Origin of the sequence: Pseudonocardia xinjiangensis (assembly GCF_050948425.1) — a bacterium.
Classification (GTDB): Bacteria; Actinomycetota; Actinomycetes; order Mycobacteriales; family Pseudonocardiaceae; genus Pseudonocardia; species Pseudonocardia xinjiangensis.
Genome location: NZ_CP192009.1, coordinates 6,704,970 through 6,723,045, shown reverse-complemented (window position 1 = coordinate 6,723,045; position 18,076 = coordinate 6,704,970). Strand labels below are relative to the sequence as shown.

Below are 18,076 nucleotides of genomic sequence, written 5' to 3'. Positions count from 1 at the left end.
GACTTCGTGGACGTGCTGACCCCGCGGGCCCTCGGCCGCACCGGACTGAGTGTCACCCCGCTCTGTGTGGGCACCGGTGAGCTCGGCGACATGACCTCCGTCTACGGCTACGCGGTGCCGGAGGAACGGGCGCTCGCCACGGTCCGCAGCGCGTTCGCCGGGCCGTTCACCTTCGTCGACACCTCCAACGGCTACGGCGCGGGCACCAGCGAGCGCCGCATCGGCGCGGTGGTTCGGGAGCTGGGCGGCGTGCCCGACGGGGTACTGCTCGCCACCAAGGTCGACCCCGTGGACGGCGGTCCGTTCGACGGGCCGCGCGTGCGGGCGTCGTTCGAGGAGAGCCTGGCCAACCTCGGGGTGGACCGCATCCGGCTGCTGCACCTGCACGATCCCGAGCGGATCACCTTCGCCGAGGCCACCGCCCCCGGCGGCCCGGTGGAGGTGATGCAGCAGCTGGTCGCGGAGGGACTGGTCGACCACATCGGCGTGGCGGGCGGCCCGATCGACCTGCTGCGCAGGTTCGTGGCCACCGGTGCCTTCGAGGTGGTGCTCACCCACAACCGCTGGACGCTGCTGGACCGCTCGGCCGAACCGCTGCTCGCCGAGTGCGCGGCGGCCGGCGTGGCCGTCCTGAACGGCGCTCCCTTCGGGGGCGGCCTGCTGGTGAAGGGCCCGGCGGCCCAGCCGAAGTACGCCTACGGCCCTGCGCGCGAGCCGGTGCTCGCGGCCGCCGCCGCCATGGAACGGGCCTGCGCCGAGCACGACGTGCCACTCGCGGCAGCCGCGCTGCAGTACTCACTGCGGGAGCCGCGCATCACGTCCACGGTGGTCGGGATGTCCCGGCCGGAACGGCTGGAGCAGACGATCCAGCTCGCCACCCACCCGATCCCCGACGAGCTCTGGACCGTGCTCGCCGACCTCACCCCCGCCGAGGAGAACTGGCTGCGATGACCGCACCCGACCCCACGCCCCGCACCCCCACCACGTTCGGCGTGGTCGGCAGCGGCTGGCGCTCGCTGTTCTTCCTGCGGCTGGCCCGGGCCGCCCCCGACCGGCTGCGCGCCGCAGGCGTCGTCACGCGGACCGCCGAGCGGGGCCAGGAGGTCACCGCCGAGTGGGGCGTGCCGACGTTCCGCACGGTGGAGGAACTGCTCGCCGCGGACCGTCCCGACTTCGTGATCGCGTCGGTGCCGTGGGGCCAGATGCCCGTCACCACGCGGGAGGTGGTGGCCCTCGGCGTGCCCGTGCTGGCCGAGACCCCACCGGCCCCCGACCTCGACGGCCTGCGCTCCCTGTGGTCCGACGTGGGCGGCAGTGGCCTCGTGCAGGTGGCCGAGCAGTACCTGCTGATGCCGGGCCACGCCGCCCGGCTCGCGGTGGTGCGCGACGGCCTGATCGGCGAGCCCACCTCGGTGCAGCTCTCCTCCACGCACATGTACCACGCGGTCTCCCTCATCCGCGGCCTGCTCGGCGTGGACATGGACGAGGCCGTGGTCACCGGGCGCGACTTCACCGCGCCGCTGGTCGACCCGCTCTCGTTCGGCGGCTGGCACGAGGACGCTGCCCCAGAGCCGCGCAAGACCACGCTTGCCACCATCGACTTCGGCGGCCGCTCCGGCCTCTACGACTTCACCGACAACCAGTGGTGGAACCCGCTGCGCGCCCGGCGGATCGTGGTCCGCGGCTCCACCGGCGAGCTCGTCGACGACCGCCTCGTGCGGATGGTCGACGCCACGAGCCCCGTCGAGTCGCACCTCGTCTACCGCCGCACCGGGGTCGACATGAACCTCGAGGGCAACGACCTCGACTTCGTGAGCGTCGACGGCAAGGTGGTGTACCGCAACCCCTACGTCGGCACCCGGCTGTCCGAGGACGACATCGCCGTCGCGGCGTTCCTGGAGGCCACCGGAGCGTGGGCCCGCGGGGAGGGCCCCGAGCCCTACCCGCTCGCGCAGGGCTGCCAGGACCACGCCATCGCGCTGGCGATCGGCGAGTCCGCCCGTACGGGGCAGGATGTCCGTGTGACGAAGGAGCCGTGGGCCTGATGCCGCTGGTGAGGATCGACCTGCCCGACACCACCCCCGACGAGCAGCGCCGCGCGATCGCCGACGGTGTCAACGCGGGCCTGGTGCGCGGTCTCGGGATGCCCGTGGACGACCGGTTCCAGATCGTGCGGAGCCTGCCCGTCGAGTCCTTCGCCTACGACCGGCACTACCTCGGCGTCGACCGCGGCGCCGTCGTCTTCGTGCAGATCCTGATGGTCCGCGGCTACAGCACCGAGACCAAGAAGGCCACCTTCGCGGCGATCGCGGAGGAGCTGGAGGCGGTGGGTGTCCGGCCCGACGACGTCTTCGTCGCGGTCACCGAGAACGGTCCCGAGGACTGGTACGCCGGCCGGGCGGGCAACGGGACGGCCGCATGAGGGCCGCCGTCCTGCGCGAACCCGGCACGCCGCTGCAGGTCGAGGAGGTCGAGCTCGACGCCCCGCACGACGGCGAGGTGCTGGTGCGGGTGGAGGCGGCCGGGGTGTGCCACACCGAGCTGCACTACATGGCGGGCGACATCCCGTGCCCGTTGCCGATCGTGCTGGGGCACGAGGGCTGCGGGGTCGTCGAGGAGGTCGGCTCCGGGGTCGACACGCTGAAGGTCGGGGACCGGGTCTCGTTCACCTGGCGCCCGCGGTGCGGGTTCTGCGAGTTCTGCATGACCGGCCGCCCGGTCATGTGCATCTACGGCCGGGTGCAGGCCCGCTCGGGCGGGTTGATGGACGGCACCTCGCGGCTGCACCGCGGCGGGGAGCAGGTGCACCACTTCCTGGGCGTCTCGTGCTTCGCGGAGCGGGCGGTGGTGTCGCAGCGCGCGGTGGTGCCGCTGCCCGAGGACGTGCCGGTCGCGGTCGCCGCGGTCACCGGCTGCGCCGTGATCACCGGGCTCGGTGCGGTGGTGAACGTCGGCGGCCAGCTGGCCGGCCGGCCGCTGCTGGTGATCGGCGCGGGCGGTGTCGGGCTGTCGGCGGTGATGGGCGCGGTCCTGGTCGGGGCCGGACCCGTTGTCGTGGTGGACATGGCCGCCGACAAGCTGGAGCTGGCCCGGCAGCTGGGCGCCACCCACACCGTCGACGCCGGCAGCCTGGACGCGGCCGGCGTGGTGGCGGCGGTGCAGGACCTGACCGGGGGAGGCGCCGAGGTGGCGCTCGACGCCGTCGGCAGCCCGCACACCCTGCGCCAGGCCTTCACCGCGCTGCGCCCCGGCGGCACCGCGATCGCGGTCGGGCTGGCCGCGGTGGACGCCACCGCGTCGATCCCGATCAACGAGCTGGTGCAGCAGCAGAAGCACCTGGTCGGCAGCCTCTACGGCTCGGCCAACCCGCCGGTGGACCTGCCCCGGATCCTGGCGCTGTACCAGGCCGGGCGGCTCCCGTTGGAAGCGCTGCTGGGCGCGCAGTACCCCCTCGACGGCGTCGAGGACGCCTACCGGGCCCTGCGCGACGGCGCCACCGGTCGCGCCGTGGTGGTGCCGTGACCGGGTACGCCACCTACCCGAGCCTGCGCGACGCCGTGGTGCTGATCAGCGGCGGGGCCAGCGGGCTCGGGGCGGAGTTCGTCCGCCAGTTCGCCGCGCAGGGCGCGCGCGTCGGGTTCGTCGACATCGCCGAGGAGGCCGGTGCCGCGCTCGTCGAGACCGTCGCCGCCGACGGGCACCCCCGGCCGCTCTTCCGCGGCTGCGACGTCCGCGACCTCGACGCCTACCGGACCACGATCGCCGAGATCGCCGGTGAGCTCGGCGACGTGCAGGTGCTGGTCAACAACGCCGCCGACGACACCCGCCACCCCAGCGCCGAGATCGACCCCGCCTACTGGGACGCCCGGATGCGGGTGAACCTCGACCACCAGTTCTTCGCCGCCCAGGCCGTCGCCCCCGCGATGCGCGCCGCCGGGCGGGGCTCGATCATCAACCTGGGGTCGATCAGCGCCCACATCGACCTGCTCGACCTCACCGCCTACATGACCGCCAAGGCCGCGATCGAAGGCATGACCCGCTCGCTGGCCCGCGACTACGGACCCGACGGCGTCCGCGTCAACTGCGTCCTGCCCGGCTGGGTCATGACCGAGCGTCAGCTCGAGCACTGGCTCACCCCGGAGGCGGACGCCGACCGGGCCAGAGCGCAGTGCCTCCCGCACCGTCTCGAGCCCGACGACATCGCCCGGATGGTGCTCTGGCTCGCCGCCGACGACAGCCGCTCCTGCACCGGGCAGCGGTGGATCGTGGACGGTGGGTGGATGTCCGGTTGATCCTGTCCGTCGGTATTGACCTGTAGTCGACTTCAGCTCCTAGCGTCCCGCCCATGACGATTCTCGTGACCGGCGCCACCGGCAAGGCCGGGCGTCACGTGGTGGAACACCTGCTTCGCACGGGCCAGGACGTCCGCGCGCTGACCCGCCGCCCGGAACGCGCCGCGCTGCCCGCCGGCGTGCAGGTGGTGGCGGGTGACCTGACCGATCCGGACACCCTCGGCCCGGCGTTCGACGGCGTGACGGCGGTTCACCTGCTCACGACGGGCGGCGACGACTACGCCACCCTGACGACCGGGCCCGAGATCGCCGACCTCGCGGAGAAGGCGGGCGTCCGGCGGGTCGCCCTGCTGTGGAACGGGCAGGACGGGCCGGTGGAGCAGGCCGTCGAGGCGAGCGGTCTGGAGTGGACGCGACTGCAGCCCGTCGACTTCATGAGCAACGCGCTCGCCTGGGCGGCCTCGATCGCGACCGACGGCGTGGTGCGGGAGCCGTTCGCTGACGTGCCCGTGGCCGTCGTGCACGAGGCGGACGTCGGGGCGGTGGCGGCCGCGGTGCTCGTCGGTGAGGGCCATGCCGGGCGGACCTACTCGATCACGGGTCCGGAGACCTTGACCCCGCGGCAGCGGGTGGCGGTCATCGCGGGGGCGATCGGCAGGCCCGTCGAGTTCGTGGAGCTCACCGAGGAGCAGGCCAGGGCGAGGTGGCGGGCCGACGGCTATGCCGACGAGCTGATCGACCTGCTCGTCGCGTGGCAGTCGAACCCGCCGGCGGCTGCGTCCACCGTGGCCGACACCGTCGAACGGCTCACCGGCCGCCCGCCGCTCCGCTTCGACCGATGGGCGGCCGAGCAGGCCACCGCCTTCCGGTGAACCGGGCGGGCGTGGGCGACGGAAAGCCCTGACCTGCGCCCTGGTCCGGGCGTCCCGGTACCCGCCGCCGCTGCTCAGCGGCCGATCTCCCGCGCGTAGGCTCGCGCGGGTGAGAGTCACGGTGCTGGTCGGCGGCGTCGGTGGGGCCAGGTTCCTGCTCGGGGTGAAGGCGGCCCTCGGACTGCCTCCCGTCGGGGCGGGCGAGTCGGAGCACGAGATCACGGCCGTCGTGAACGTCGGCGACGACGTCTGGATGCACGGCCTGCGCATCTGCCCCGACCTGGACACCTGCCTGTACACGCTCGGCGGGGGCATCGACCCGGAGCGCGGCTGGGGCCGGGCGGGGGAGACGTGGGCGGTGCGCGACGAGCTCGCCGCCTACGAGGCCGACCCCACGTGGTTCGGCCTCGGTGACCGCGACATCGCCACCCACCTCGTCCGCACCCGCATGCTCCGGGCCGGCTACCCGCTCTCGGACGTCATGGCGGCGCTGTCCCACCGTTGGCAGCCCGGCGTCACGCTCCTGCCCGCCACCGACGACCGCGTGGAGACCCACGTCGTGGTCGACGACCCGGAGACGGGCCCGAAGGCGCGCAAGGCGATCCACTTCCAGGAGTGGTGGGTGCGGCACAAGGCCGAGCCGGTCGCGCACAGCTTCGCCTCGATCGGCGCCGAGCAGGCGACCGTGCTGCCCGCGGTCCGGGAGGCGATCGCGGGGGCCGACGCGGTGCTCGTCGCGCCGTCCAACCCGGTGGTGAGCATCGGGACGCTGCTGGAGATCCCCGGGATGCGCGACGCCCTGCGCGACACGCGCGCCAAGGTCGTCGGGCTGTCGCCGATCGTCGGAGGCAGGCCGTTGCGGGGCATGGCCGACGCGTGCCTCAGCGCGATCGGGGTGGAGACCACGGCGGAGGCCGTCGGCCGTCACCTCGGGGCCCGCGCCGACGGCGGCCTGCTCGACGGCTGGCTCGTGCACACCGGCGACACCGCGGAGGTGCCCGGCGTCGAGGTGCGGTCGGTTCCGCTGCTGATGACCGACGTCGACGCCACGGCCGAGATGGCGCGCCGCGCCCTGGAGCTGGCCGGTGCCGCAGTTGCCTGACCAGCAGCCGGTCACCGACCACGCCGCCCCCGACGCGATCACCGTCCTCCCCGTTCGCGGGCTGCCGGAGTTCCGGCCGGGCGACGACCTGGCCGGCGCGCTCGCCGCCGCCGCCCCGTGGATCGTCGACGGCGACGTCGTCGTGGTGACGTCGAAGATCTTCTCCAAGGTCGAGGGCCGCCTCGTGCCCGCGCCCACCGACCCCGAGGCGCGCGACGCGCTGCGTCGTGAGCTGGTGGACGCCGAGACGGAGCGCGTTCTCGCGCGGCGCGGGCGCACGCTGATCGTCGCGGGCAAGCTCGGCATCGTGCAGGCCGCAGCGGGGATCGACGGCTCCAACGTGCGGCGCGACGAGCTGGCGCTGCTGCCGGCCGACCCGGACGCCAGCGCGGCGCGGCTGCGTGCGGAGCTGGGACGGCTGCTCGGTGTGGAGGTCGCCGTGGTGGTGACCGACACGATGGGCCGGTCGTGGCGGGTCGGGCAGACCGACGTCGCGATCGGTTCGGCCGGCCTCGAGGTGCTGCACCGGTACGCGGGCGCCGAGGACGCCGAGGGCAACGAGCTGCTGGTCACCGAGGTTGCGATCGCCGACGAGCTGGCGTCTGCCGCCGACCTCGTGAAGGGCAAGCTGGGCGGGCTGCCGGTGGCCGTGGTGCGCGGGATGCGCCCCGTCGACGACGGCTCCACCGCTCGTGAGCTCGTGCGCCCGCTCGACGAGGACATGTTCTGGCTGGGCACCGACGAAGCCATCGCGAAGGGCAGGCGGGAGGCGGTGCTGCTGCGCCGCAGCACCCGTGACTTCTCCGCCGAGCCGGTCGACGGCGCCGCGTTGCGCCGGGCCGTCGGCGTGGCGCTCACCGCGCCCGCGCCGCACCACAGCACGCCGATCCGCTTCGCCTGGGTGCGCACCGCCGAGCGCCGGGCCGCCGTGCTCGACGGGATGGCGGCCCGGTGGCGCGAGCACCTGGAGGCCGACGGCCGCCCGGCCGACGAGGTCGAGCGCCGGATGCGCCGCGGTGACCTGCTGCGCCGCGCACCCGAGCTCGTGCTGGCCTTCCGCACCGGCGACGGCATGCACACCTATCCCGACGAGGCCCGTCGCCTCGGTGAACGCACGATGTTCACGGTGGCGGGAGGCGCGGCGGTGCAGTCGTTGCTGGTGGCACTGGCCGCCGAGGGGCTGGCGTCCTGCTGGGTCGGGTCCACGATCTTCGCCCCCGACGTGGTGCGCGCAGCGCTCGACCTGCCGCCCGACTGGCAGCCGCTCGGTGCCGTCGCCGTCGGGATGCCGGCCCAGCCGCTGGTCCCACGGCCGCCGCGGGATCCGGGGACCGGGCTCGTCGAGTGGTAGCCCCGGCCACCGCGGCAGCCGAGCTGGCGGCCTGGCAGCCGGTGGGCGAGGAGCAGCAGGCGCTGCAGCACGCCCTGCTCGCGTTCCTCGCGGCCCGGCCCGACGATGCGTGCTCGCGGTCGTGCGAGCCGGGGCACCTGACGGCCTCGGCGCTGGTCCTCGACGCCGACGGCGAGCGGACGCTGCTCACCCTGCACCCGCGCGTCGGACGGTGGCTGCAACTCGGTGGTCACTGCGAGGACGCCGACGTCTCGCTGCGGGACGCCGCGCTGCGGGAGGCGACCGAGGAGTCCGGCATCGACGGGCTGACGATCGCCCCGCAGCCGTTGCACATCGGCGTGCACCCGATCACCTGCTCCAGCGGCGTGCCGACGCGCCACCTCGACGTCCGGTTCCTGGTGCACGCACCGGCCGGCGCGGTGCCCCGGATCAGCGACGAGTCCCTCGACCTGCGCTGGTGGCCCCTCGACGCGCTGCCCGAGGACTCCGACACGGTGGCCACGATGGTCCGCGCCGCGCAGGACCCCGGATTGCAGCAAAGCCACGTTCACGCAATCTGACGGCATGAACGTGGCTTTGCTGCAATGAGGACGGGCCTGGCAGGTCAGCGCCAGAAGAGCAGCTGGTCGTACCCCTCGGCCGCGAGGCCGAAGTCGCCGCCGACCGCGGAGTAGACCGCGCCGCCCGCCTGGAAGAACAGCTGGGCAACGCCGGGCACCCCGATGATCAACAGGAACAGGACGATCGGGGCCCACGGGCGCACCTGTGCCGCCAGCCGGCGCGCGGGCAGGGAGAGGTACGGCTCGAGTACCCCGAACCCGTCGAGACCCGGCACCGGCAGGATGTTCAGGACGAATGCGAGCACCTGGATCAGCGCGAGGCACGACAGCCCGACGGCGAGCCCGTACGGCATCGGCACGAGCGCCACGGCTGCCGTAAGTAACGCTCCGATCACGAAATTGATCCCGGGACCGGCAAGTGAGACCAAGCTCCGCATGCCGCGTGACCTGATCGCCGCATGGTTGATCCACACAGCGCCACCAGGTAGCGGAATACCACCCAGCAGGAGGAACACGATTGGGAGGACGAACGACAGTCCGACATCGGTGTAGCGACGGATGTCGAGGGTGAGATACCCCTTGTCTCGCACCGACAGGTCGCCGCCCCGGTACGCGACGGCCGCGTGACCGAACTCGTGGAGGCACAGCGACACCGCCCAGCCCCCCAGAACCAGGAGCACGACACCGGCCGTGAGCAGCACGGATGTGCCGGCGAACACCATCTCCGGCGTGCCGAGCACCGTGAGTACGCCACCGCCGATCGCCACGGCCAGAAGTATCAGGAACCACGGACTGACCCTCTTCGATACGTGGCGCACCTGACCATTGTGCTGATCGCGCGACCGACCGGGTGGAGTGCATCACCCGGACGGCAGCTTCGGCTTGCCAAGGCCCGACTGACAGCGCTGTACTTACATAGCTGTTATTCAGGGGTGGGGTACCGATGGATCCCCGCGGGCAGCCATTCGCCGGGGTGCGGGGAGGTGGGCGAGTGAACGTGATCACAGCCACGATGGAGCTGGTCGAGACGACGGCGGGTGTGCCGTTTCCGGCTCTCGATCCGTTCGGAGAGGGGATCGTTTCGCTCGGTGAGGATGATGCCGAGGAGCAGGACTGGCAGGAGCGCGCGCTCTGCGCGCAGACCGATCCTGAAGCGTTCTTCCCGGAGAAGGGCGGCTCCACGCGAGAGGCGAAGCGCATCTGCTCGGGCTGCGAGGTGCGGGCCGAGTGCCTGGACTACGCACTCGCCCACGACGAGCGGTTCGGGATCTGGGGCGGCCTGTCGGAGCGGGAACGGCGCAGACTGCGCCGCGCCGTCTCCTAGCCCCCCGGCCTGACGCCCGAACCGACCTGGCCACCCGGTCCCCGGTCTCGCCCGCAGCCCCCCGATCAGCAGCGTCGGGGAGACAGCTGTGCGGGCGAGCATCGGGTCCTCACCTGCCGGCCCGGTGACCGCCACCGCTCCGGCGGACAGGGGCGGTGTCCGCCCCTCGCCTCAGGCGCCGCCGTCGACGGCGTCGGGCTCGATGTTGAGGTACTCCGCCACCTGCTCCACGAGCACCTCGTGCAGCAGGTCGGCGAGGTCGGCGCCACCACGCGCACGCGCCTCGAGGGGACGCCGGTAGAGCACGATCCGCGCCCGCGACGGCAGTCCTTCCGGGTCGACGCCCGCCGGCACCAGCTGGGCGAGCGGCACCCCGATGTCGGCCAGCACGCCCTGGCCCCAGACCACCTCGTCCGGCGACGTCTCGTCGACCTCCGGCACCTCGTCGACGGCGAGGTCCAGCTCGGCGAGCTCCGTGCCCCAGCGCAGCTCGATCGGCTCGAGCGCCTCCAGCACCATCGCGTCGAACTTCTCCGCGCGGGTTCGGGAGGCAGGCGTGGTGGCCGGATACATCAGCCCGCGCAGGCCCCGGCCTCGTCGGTCCCGCCGGCGGGGCGAGCGGCGCAGGATGCGGCGCGCGGTGGTCACCCGCGCGATCCTACGGCTACGCGGGCCCGCTGCTCGATGCCCGCGCGTCGCGGTGGGATGACAGGCGGTCCAAGCGCTATCGTCAGTGACGTGCTGAGTGTGCGGCGGTGTTCGCGGACCGGGTGCACCGAGCTCGCGGTGGCCACGCTCACCTACGTTTACGCCGATTCCACGGCGGTCGTAGGCCCGTTGGCCACGCAGGCCGAACCGCATTCCTATGACCTGTGCACCAAGCACGCGCACCGCCTCACGGCGCCGCGCGGCTGGGAGGTGGTGCGGTTCGAGGGCGAGTTCGCCCCGCCCCCGCACAGCAACGACGACCTCACCGCGCTGGCCGAGGCCGTGCGGGAGGCAGGCCGGGTCGACCGGCCGGTCGACGCCGTGCCCACCACCGGCACCGGCCGTCGAGGGCACCTTCGGGTGCTTCCGGGTCCTGCAGAGGACTGAGCGGCGCGGCCGACCGTCTGCGGGTTCGGGCGCCCGCTAGGGTCTTTACCCGTGGCAGACCTGTCGGCGATCGTGAAGGCCTACGACATCCGTGGTGTCGTCGGTGACCAGCTCGACGCCCCGACCGTCCGGGACATCGGCGCCGCCATGGCGTCACTCGTGCGTTCCGACGGCGCGAGCGCCGTGGTCGTCGGGCACGACATGCGCAGCAGCTCTCCCGAACTCGTGGCCGCGTTCGCCGACGGTGTCACGGGGCAGGGCCTCGACGTCGTCTCGATCGGTCTGGCCAGCACCGACATGCTCTACTTCGCCTCCGGCACGCTCGGCCTGCCGGGAGCGATGTTCACCGCGAGCCACAACCCGGCGAAGTACAACGGGATCAAGCTGTGCCGGGCGGGCGCGGTCCCCATCGGGCAGGACACGGGCCTGACGGAGATCCGCGAGGCCGTCGAGGCGGGGGTGCCTGCCGGTCCCGGCGGCGGCACCGTCACCGAGCGCGACCTGCTCATCGGCTACGCCGAGTACCTCCGCGGGCTCGTCGACCTGCCCGCCGGGCGGCGGCTGCGGGTCGTGGTGGACGCGGGCAACGGCATGGGCGGATACACGGTGCCGCCCGTGCTGGGGCAGCTTCCGGTGGACGTCGTGCCGATGTACTTCGAGCTCGACGGCACGTTCCCCAACCACGAGGCCAACCCGCTCGACCCCGCCAACCTCGTCGACCTGCAGAAGCGCGTGGTGGAGGAGGGCGCCGACATCGGGCTCGCCTTCGACGGTGACGCCGACCGCTGCTTCGTCGTCGACGAGCTCGGCGGCCCCGTCAGCCCGAGCGCCATCACCGCGCTGGTGGCCGTCCGTGAGCTGGCGAAGGCGCCCGGCTCCGCCGTCATCCACAACCTGATCACGTCGCAGGCGGTGCCGGAGATCGTCACCGAGCACGGGGGCAGGCCGGTCCGCACCCGGGTGGGGCACTCGTTCATCAAGCAGACGATGGCCGAGACCGGCGCCGTGTTCGGCGGGGAGCACTCGGCGCACTACTACTTCCGCGAGTTCTGGAACGCCGACTCCGGGATGCTCGCCGCGCTGCACGTGCTGGCCGCGCTGGCCGAGCAGGAGGGGCCGATCTCGGAGCTCATGTCCGGCTACGAGCGCTACGCCGCGTCGGGTGAGGTCAACTCGACCGTTGCCGACCAGGCCGGCCGGATCGCCGCGATCAAGCAGCGCTACGGGAGCCGCGACGGGGTCGAGCTCGACGAGCTCGACGGGCTCACCGTGCGGCTGCCCGACGGGTCGTGGTTCAACCTGCGCGCGTCGAACACGGAGCCGTTGCTCCGGCTCAACGTCGAGGCCGCCGACGCAGAGGCGGTCGCCGTGCTGCGTGACGAGGTTCTCGCGGTCATCCGCGCTTAGCGAACGGTCCTCGGGCACGCAAACCGTGTCCGGATGGACCCGGCGCCGAGCGCTTCGCCCTGGCAGCATCGCGGGGTACGGATCCGCCCCGCGGAGCCGTTACGCACAGAAAGAGGTAGACCGTGGCCGTAGAGCTCGACCCCCAGCTGATGGACATCCTGGCCTGCCCCTCCGACGACCACGCCCCGCTGCGGGCAGGCACCGCCACCGACCCGGCGGCCGACGTGCTCACCTGCACGGAGTGCGGCCGCGCCTTCCCCGTGGTGGACGGTGTCCCGGTGCTGCTGCTCGACGAGGCCATCCAGCCCGCCGACCCCCCGACCTCCGGTGCGGTCGGCGGGTGACCGTGCTCGACGACATCCTGCTCGCCGATCCGCGGGCGCTGACCGCCCTCGACACGAGTGGCGTGCTCCGCGGTGCCGCCACGGCGGGCGCCCAGGTGCGGTCAGCGGCCCAGGGGGCCGCCGACGCCCGTATCTCTGATCTCGCCGGCTCGCGGCCGCGCGCGCTGGTGCTCCTGCGCAGGCCGGGTACCTCCGGCGCGGCAGCGGGCCTGCTCACCGCGGCGCTCGGACCGACGTGCCCCGTGCCGGTCGTGGTCGCCGACACCGTGCCGGGCTGGGTCGGACCGCTCGACGTCGTGATCGCCCACACCGCCGACGCCGACGACGCGGACCTCGCCGACGGGGTGGCGTTCGCGGTGCGCCGGGGTGCCGAGGTCGTGCTGTCGGCTCCCGCGGACGGTCCGGTCGCCTCGGCCGGGGCCGGCCGGGTGCGGCTGGTGGAACAGCGGATCCCGGTGCCGCCGGGTCTCGACCTGCCACGGGCGCTGGCCGTCGGGCTCGTCGTGGCGGGAGCGCTCGAACTCTTCACCACTCCACTGCATCCCGCGCTCGAGCCGCTGGCCGACCAGCTCGATGCCGAGGCGGAGCGCAACCAGCCCGGCCACGAGCCGTTCATGAACCCGGCGAAGTCCCTCGCGCTGCGCCTGGCCGAGCACACGCCGCTGTTGTGGGGCACCGACCCGCTCGGCACCGCGGTCGCCGCCCACGCCGCCGCGGCACTGGCCACGCACGCCGGTGTGGTGGCCCACGCCGACAACGTCGGGCGCGCCGCGACCGCGTCCGGGCTGGTCCGGTCGCTGGACCGGGCGGCGACCGGGGCCGATGTGTTCCACGACCCGTTCGACGACCCCGACGGCACCACCGAGGCGCCCCCCGTGCGCCTCGTGCTGCTCGCCACCGGGGAGGATGACCCCGCCCAGGTCACGCTCCGGCTCGCCGGTCGGCAGTGGCCGTCCGCCGACGTGGTGCACCCGGTGGACGAGGTGGCCCGGGGCGTCGCGCACGCGGGCGTGCTGCGGGCGGGGCTGCTCGCGTCGCGTTTCGACGTGGCCGCGGTGTACCTGGGGCTGGCCACCCGCACGATCGAGCCGGGGTACCGGGGTGCCAGGCGTGAGGAGAGCTGACGAGACCGTGGAGCTGCTGGACAACCCGGTGCGGGCCTACGCGTGGGGCTCGCGCACGGTGATCGCCGATCTGCTCGGCCACGAGGTGCCCTCGCCGCACCCCCAGGCCGAGCTGTGGTTCGGTGCGCACCCGGGCGACCCGTCGCGTCTGGTGCATGCGGACGGCTCGCACACATCGCTGCTCGACGCCCTGCGCTCCGACCCGGAGCGGCTGCTCGGGGTGGACCGCCGCGGTCACTGGGACTCGACCCTGCCCTTTCTGCTCAAGGTGCTGGCCGCCGACGAGCCGCTGTCCCTGCAGGCCCATCCCAGCATCGAGCAGGCGCGCACCGGTTTCGCCCGCGAGGAGGCCGCAGGCCTCTCGCCCGACGCGGCCGACCGCAACTACCGCGACCCCAACCACAAGCCCGAGCTGATCTGCGCCCTCACCGACTTCCACGCGCTGGTGGGGTTCCGCGAGCCTGCGGTCACGGTCCGGCTGCTGCGCGAGCTCGAGGTCCCGGAGCTCGCCGGCCACGCCGAGCTGCTCGCCGCCCAGCCGGACCACGACGGCCTGCGCGCCCTCTTCACCACGTGGATCACCCTCCCGCAGTCGATGCTGGACACGCTCGTGCCCGCGTTGCAGGAGGGCTGCGTCCGGTTGGCGGGCAGCGGCGGCGAGTTCCACGTCGAGGCGCGCACCGTCCTCGAGCTGTCGGAGCGCTACCCGGGTGACGCGGGTGTGCTGGCGGCGTTGCTCCTCAACCGCGTCACGCTCCAGCCGGGCGAGGCGCTCTACCTGCCCGCCGGCAACCTGCACGCCTACCTGTCCGGGGCCGGCATCGAGCTGATGGCCAACTCCGACAACGTGCTGCGCGGCGGGCTCACCCCCAAGCACGTCGACGTGCCCGAGCTGCTGCGGGTGCTCGACTTCACCGCGGGCCCCCCGCCGGTGCTCACGGGCAGCCCCGACGGCGGGTGGATCCGCTACGACACCCCCGCCAAGGAGTTCCTGCTGCGCCGCTGGGCGGGCGGCCCCACCGGTCCCGTCACGGTGCCCGACGGCGGCCCCCGGATCCTGCTGTGCACGTCGGGTTCGGCCTGCGTGCGCGCACCGGGGGAGGAGCTGGAGATCTCCCGGGGCGGCTCCTTGTGGATGGCAGCGGCCGAGACCGGGGTCTCGGTGATCCCCATGGCCGAGGACACCCAGCTGTTCCTGGCCGGCGACGGCCTGGGCTGATCGGACAGGCCGGGCCCGGGCCGCTAGGGTTCGCCCGCAGATCAGGGCCGCAGGTCGAGGAGAGTGCAGTGGCAGCGAGTGGTGGAACCCGGGCGATCGTGGCGGCCCTGCTGGCCAATGCCGGCATCGCGATCGCCAAGTTCGTCGGCTTCGCGATCACGGGGTCGTCGTCCATGCTGGCCGAGGCGGTGCACTCGGTGGCCGACACGTCCAACCAGGGCCTGCTGCTGCTCGGTGGCCGCACCGCGCGGCGCGCGGCCACCCCGGAGCATCCGTTCGGGTACGGCCGGGACCGGTACTTCTACTCCTTCGTGGTGGCGCTGCTGCTCTTCACGCTCGGGTCGGTGTTCGCGCTCTACGAGGGCATCCACAAGCTGGAGTCGCACGAGGCGCTGACGTCGCCGCTGGTCGCCGTGGTGATCCTGGTCGTCGCGATCGTCCTGGAGTCGTTCTCGTTCCGCACGGCCATCCACGAGTCACGCCCCCTCAAGGGCTCGGGAACGTGGTGGCAGTTCATCCGCCAGTCGAAGGTGCCCGAGCTTCCCGTCGTGCTGCTGGAGGACCTCGGCGCTCTCGTCGGCCTGGTGCTCGCGCTGTTCGGCGTCGGGCTCACCGTGCTCACCGGCAACTCCGTGTTCGACGCGCTCGGCACCATCTGCATCGGGGTGCTGCTCGGCATCATCGCCATCATCCTGATCATCGAGATGAAGAGCCTGCTCGTCGGTGAGGGCGCCACGCCGCCCGTGCTCGCGAAGATCATCGACGCGCTGCAGGAGGGTGACGTCGAGCGGGTCATCCACATCAAGACCCAGTACCTCGGGCCCGAGGAGCTGCTCGTGGCCGCGAAGATCGCGCTGCCGCCCGGCCTGTCCGTCGAGGACGTCGCCCGCGGCATCAACGAGGCCGAGGGCCGGGTCCGGGCCGCGGTGCCCGACGCCAGGGTGATCTACCTCGAGCCCGACCTCGACCGCACCCGCGTCGCGGGCTGACCCGGCCGCCACCGGCGCCGCTCAGGTCCCCGGTTCTCGCCGTCGACCCTTGCGAGGACCGCGCTCGGTCTCGTGGTCCGCGGTCAGGTACGGCTGCGCCCACCCATGGGCGGTCATGGCGGCGATCCCGGTCAACCGGCTGATCTCCGGCCAGCTCAACTTGTCCCGTTGATACAGGACCGCGACAGCGCGGCCGATCCGGTCGGGCGCCGACCTCCGCAGCTCACCCCACGTTCGGATCAGCTCAACCAGCTCGTCGTCGGTGAGCGTCGCGACGTCCCGTGCAATGAGGCGCGCCAGCTCGGCCGCGCGCTCCGACTCATCCGGGTCCGCCATCTGGGTAGTGTCGGTCGCTCTTTCTTACGAACACCGCAAGGTCATCAGGGTGAGCGACCTTGTCGACTCGGTCCATACCACCCGCCCTGATGACAGCGGCGCCGTCGAGATCGTGTTCATCAGCGAGCGCGGGGCGCGGGCGTATGCGAAGGACCGGTCTACGGACTTGCGGATTCCGGCGGCGCCGGTGACCAGGTTCGTGATCGGCCAACTCGGTACACGGCACCCCGTCGCATGGTTCGTGGATGGCAAGGAGCAGCCGCACCGAGCCGCTCGACCCGGGAAGCTCTACGCGACCGACGGGCATGCATGCGCATCACGCCGGGATGATTGATCTTGTAGGCCGCACCCAACTGTCGCTCGATTCACGGGCTCGCGGGTGATCGTGTGACCCGCCCACACGAGAGCCCATTGCTTCCGGTGGCCGGGATCGGCACCGAGAGTTAGCTTTCCCGGCATGGCCGTCCAGGGGAGGCAGAGCGGGATCTGGCGCACCAAGTCGGTGGAGCAGTCCATCGCCGACACGGACGCGCCCGACACGAGGCTCCGCAAGGACCTCGGTACCTGGGATCTGATCGTGTTCGGCGTGGCCGTGGTGGTGGGGGCCGGCATCTTCACGCTTGCGGCCAGCACCGCGGGCAACGTCGCCGGGCCGTCGGTGTCGCTGGCGTTCGTGCTCGCTGCCATCGCCTGCGGGCTCGCCGCGCTGTGCTACGCGGAGTTCGCCTCCACCGTCCCGGTGGCCGGCAGCGCGTACACCTTCTCCTACGCCACCTTCGGCGAGTTCATCGCCTGGATCATCGGCTGGGACCTGGTGCTGGAGTTCGCCGTCGGCTCCGCGGTGGTGGCCAAGGCCTGGTCGGAGTACCTGGCCACGGTCCTGGGGCTGGTGTTCGGCGCCGAGGTGCCGACCACGTTCGACATCGGACCGGTCACGCTCGACTGGGGAGCCCTGCTGCTCGTCGCGGTCCTCACGGTGCTGCTCGCCCTCGGCACCAAGCTGTCGAGCCGGGTCAGCCTCGTCTTCACCACGATCAAGGTGGCGATCGTGCTGCTGGTGATCGTCGTGGGCGTCGGCTACGTCAAGGCCGAGAACTACAGCCCGTTCATCCCGCCTGCCGCCGAGGGCGGGGACACCGCCAGTGGCCTGCAGCAGTCGCTGCTCTCGTTCTTCGGAGGCGGGGCCAGCAGCACCTACGGCGTGTTCGGCCTCCTCGCGGCCGCCTCGCTGGTGTTCTTCGCCTTCATCGGGTTCGACGTCGTGGCCACCACCGCGGAGGAGACCAAGAACCCGCAGAAGGCGCTGCCCCGGGGCATCTTCGGCTCCCTCGCCATCGTCACCATCCTGTACGTGGCTGTGGCGCTGGTACTCACCGGGATGGTCCGCTACACCGAACTGCAGACCCAGCCCGACGGCACGCGGGCCACCCTGGCCACGGCGTTCGAGTCGCTGGGCGTCACCTGGGCCGCCACCGTGATCGCCGTCGGCGCGCTCGCCGGGCTCACCACCGTGGTCATGGTGCTCATGCTGGGCCAGATCAGGGTGCTCTTCGCGATGTCGCGCGACGGTCTGCTGCCCCAGGGCCTCGCCCGCACGAGCAGGACGCGGGGCACCCCGTTCCGGGCGACAATCATCGTCGGGGCCCTGGTGGCCGCGGGAGCCACGTTCTTCCCGATCGGCGCGCTGGAGGAAATGGTCAACATCGGCACGCTGTTCGCGTTCGTTCTGGTGTCGGTGGGCGTCGTGATCCTGCGCCGCACGCGGCCGGACCTGCACCGCGGGTTCCGCACCCCGCTGGTGCCGCTGGTGCCGGTGCTGTCCGTGCTCGCGTGCCTCTGGCTGATGCTCAACCTGACGGTCGAGACGTGGCTGCGGTTCGTCATCTGGATGCTGATCGGGTTCGCCGTCTACGCGTTGTACGGCCGCAAGCACTCCCTGCTCGGGAGGCGCGGTGGAGCCGACGCCGAGGGTGTGAGCGTTCGGAAAGAATCACGCAACACGCCATAACGTCGGCGTGTTCCGGGGGAAACGCTCCGGTGACGAGCGCTCGATGTAATCGT

At 72.7% G+C, this 18,076-nt stretch carries 21 protein-coding genes; 18 read left to right on the top strand and 3 right to left on the bottom strand.

The genetic code is table 11. The features are described from left to right. The first annotated feature begins 6 nt into the window (after positions 1–6). From ACQPZA_RS31625 to ACQPZA_RS31585, 9 genes are all read left to right on the top strand, one after another. Entirely contained in the window at positions 7–951 is a 945-nt protein-coding gene (locus tag ACQPZA_RS31625; RefSeq protein ID WP_433275722.1) for an aldo/keto reductase, read from the top strand. Further along, positions 948–2,045 (top strand): Gfo/Idh/MocA family protein, encoded by a 1,098-nt coding sequence (locus tag ACQPZA_RS31620; protein WP_433275721.1) that lies wholly within the window; start codon positions 948–950, stop codon positions 2,043–2,045. The genes ACQPZA_RS31625 and ACQPZA_RS31620 overlap by 4 nt, the downstream gene beginning before the upstream one ends. Further along, positions 2,045–2,422 carry a tautomerase family protein gene (locus tag ACQPZA_RS31615; protein ID WP_169400605.1) on the top strand — a complete coding sequence of 126 codons (378 nt, stop codon included), beginning with the start codon at positions 2,045–2,047 and terminating at the stop codon, positions 2,420–2,422. The genes ACQPZA_RS31620 and ACQPZA_RS31615 overlap by 1 nt, the downstream gene beginning before the upstream one ends. Beyond that, positions 2,419–3,522: a zinc-binding dehydrogenase gene (locus ACQPZA_RS31610; protein ID WP_433275720.1), complete on the top strand. Its 1,104-nt coding sequence runs from the start codon at positions 2,419–2,421 to the stop codon at positions 3,520–3,522. The genes ACQPZA_RS31615 and ACQPZA_RS31610 overlap by 4 nt, the downstream gene beginning before the upstream one ends. Further along, positions 3,519–4,292: an SDR family NAD(P)-dependent oxidoreductase gene (locus tag ACQPZA_RS31605; RefSeq protein WP_433275719.1), complete on the top strand. Its 774-nt coding sequence runs from the start codon at positions 3,519–3,521 to the stop codon at positions 4,290–4,292. Before ACQPZA_RS31610 ends, ACQPZA_RS31605 begins: the two co-directional genes overlap by 4 nt. Positions 4,293–4,345: 53 nt before the next feature. Further along, the gene (locus ACQPZA_RS31600) at positions 4,346–5,164 is read left to right on the top strand and encodes an NmrA family NAD(P)-binding protein (RefSeq protein ID WP_433275718.1); all 819 of its coding nucleotides are present in this window, start codon (positions 4,346–4,348) and stop codon (positions 5,162–5,164) included. 109 nt (positions 5,165–5,273) lie between these two features. Next, entirely contained in the window at positions 5,274–6,266 is a 993-nt protein-coding gene (gene cofD, locus ACQPZA_RS31595) for a 2-phospho-L-lactate transferase (RefSeq protein WP_433275717.1), read from the top strand. Then, positions 6,250–7,617: a coenzyme F420-0:L-glutamate ligase gene (locus ACQPZA_RS31590; RefSeq protein WP_433275716.1), complete on the top strand. Its 1,368-nt coding sequence runs from the start codon at positions 6,250–6,252 to the stop codon at positions 7,615–7,617. Before cofD ends, ACQPZA_RS31590 begins: the two co-directional genes overlap by 17 nt. Further along, positions 7,611–8,177, top strand: coding sequence for an NUDIX hydrolase (locus ACQPZA_RS31585; protein WP_433275715.1), 567 nt, complete (start codon positions 7,611–7,613; stop codon positions 8,175–8,177). The genes ACQPZA_RS31590 and ACQPZA_RS31585 overlap by 7 nt, the downstream gene beginning before the upstream one ends. Positions 8,178–8,221: 44 nt before the next feature. On the opposite strand, the gene ACQPZA_RS31580 is transcribed toward ACQPZA_RS31585, so the two are convergent. Continuing rightward, complete coding sequence (locus ACQPZA_RS31580; RefSeq protein WP_312859517.1) at positions 8,222–8,944, bottom strand: site-2 protease family protein; 723 nt, start codon at positions 8,942–8,944, stop codon at positions 8,222–8,224. 245 nt (positions 8,945–9,189) lie between these two features. Here ACQPZA_RS31580 and ACQPZA_RS31575 point away from each other — a divergent pair, with 245 nt between their 5' ends. Then, a complete protein-coding gene (locus ACQPZA_RS31575; protein WP_246267691.1) occupies positions 9,190–9,501 on the top strand; it encodes a WhiB family transcriptional regulator in 312 nt (103 codons plus the stop codon). A gap of 171 nt (positions 9,502–9,672) precedes the next feature. On the opposite strand, the gene ACQPZA_RS31570 is transcribed toward ACQPZA_RS31575, so the two are convergent. Beyond that, positions 9,673–10,149 carry a metallopeptidase family protein gene (locus tag ACQPZA_RS31570; RefSeq protein WP_169399714.1) on the bottom strand — a complete coding sequence of 159 codons (477 nt, stop codon included), beginning with the start codon at positions 10,147–10,149 and terminating at the stop codon, positions 9,673–9,675. Positions 10,150–10,248: 99 nt separating this feature from the next. Here ACQPZA_RS31570 and ACQPZA_RS31565 point away from each other — a divergent pair, with 99 nt between their 5' ends. The 6 genes from ACQPZA_RS31565 to ACQPZA_RS31540 all read left to right on the top strand — a co-directional run bounded on the left by ACQPZA_RS31565 (position 10,249) and on the right by ACQPZA_RS31540 (position 15,679). After that, positions 10,249–10,596 (top strand): DUF3499 domain-containing protein, encoded by a 348-nt coding sequence (locus ACQPZA_RS31565; RefSeq protein WP_169399722.1) that lies wholly within the window; start codon positions 10,249–10,251, stop codon positions 10,594–10,596. A gap of 51 nt (positions 10,597–10,647) precedes the next feature. Continuing rightward, a complete protein-coding gene (locus tag ACQPZA_RS31560; protein WP_433275714.1) occupies positions 10,648–12,003 on the top strand; it encodes a phosphomannomutase/phosphoglucomutase in 1,356 nt (451 codons plus the stop codon). A gap of 122 nt (positions 12,004–12,125) precedes the next feature. Next, positions 12,126–12,347: a Trm112 family protein gene (locus tag ACQPZA_RS31555; protein ID WP_169399712.1), complete on the top strand. Its 222-nt coding sequence runs from the start codon at positions 12,126–12,128 to the stop codon at positions 12,345–12,347. After that, a complete protein-coding gene (locus ACQPZA_RS31550) occupies positions 12,344–13,471 on the top strand; it encodes a hypothetical protein (protein ID WP_433275713.1) in 1,128 nt (375 codons plus the stop codon). Before ACQPZA_RS31555 ends, ACQPZA_RS31550 begins: the two co-directional genes overlap by 4 nt. Positions 13,472–13,478: 7 nt before the next feature. Further along, complete coding sequence (gene manA, locus ACQPZA_RS31545; protein ID WP_433283076.1) at positions 13,479–14,690, top strand: mannose-6-phosphate isomerase, class I; 1,212 nt, start codon at positions 13,479–13,481, stop codon at positions 14,688–14,690. A gap of 68 nt (positions 14,691–14,758) precedes the next feature. Then, a complete protein-coding gene (locus tag ACQPZA_RS31540; RefSeq protein ID WP_433275712.1) occupies positions 14,759–15,679 on the top strand; it encodes a cation diffusion facilitator family transporter in 921 nt (306 codons plus the stop codon). A gap of 21 nt (positions 15,680–15,700) precedes the next feature. Here ACQPZA_RS31540 and ACQPZA_RS31535 read toward each other — a convergent pair whose 3' ends face one another. Continuing rightward, positions 15,701–16,015 carry a hypothetical protein gene (locus ACQPZA_RS31535; protein WP_433275711.1) on the bottom strand — a complete coding sequence of 105 codons (315 nt, stop codon included), beginning with the start codon at positions 16,013–16,015 and terminating at the stop codon, positions 15,701–15,703. Between the two features lie 49 nt (positions 16,016–16,064). Between ACQPZA_RS31535 and ACQPZA_RS31530 the strand changes: the two genes are divergently transcribed. Together ACQPZA_RS31530 and ACQPZA_RS31525 are read left to right on the top strand one after the other, a co-directional pair. Next, positions 16,065–16,349, top strand: coding sequence for a hypothetical protein (locus ACQPZA_RS31530; protein WP_433275710.1), 285 nt, complete (start codon positions 16,065–16,067; stop codon positions 16,347–16,349). 123 nt (positions 16,350–16,472) lie between these two features. After that, positions 16,473–18,023: an amino acid permease gene (locus tag ACQPZA_RS31525; RefSeq protein ID WP_433275709.1), complete on the top strand. Its 1,551-nt coding sequence runs from the start codon at positions 16,473–16,475 to the stop codon at positions 18,021–18,023. The last annotated feature ends 53 nt before the right edge of the window (positions 18,024–18,076 follow it).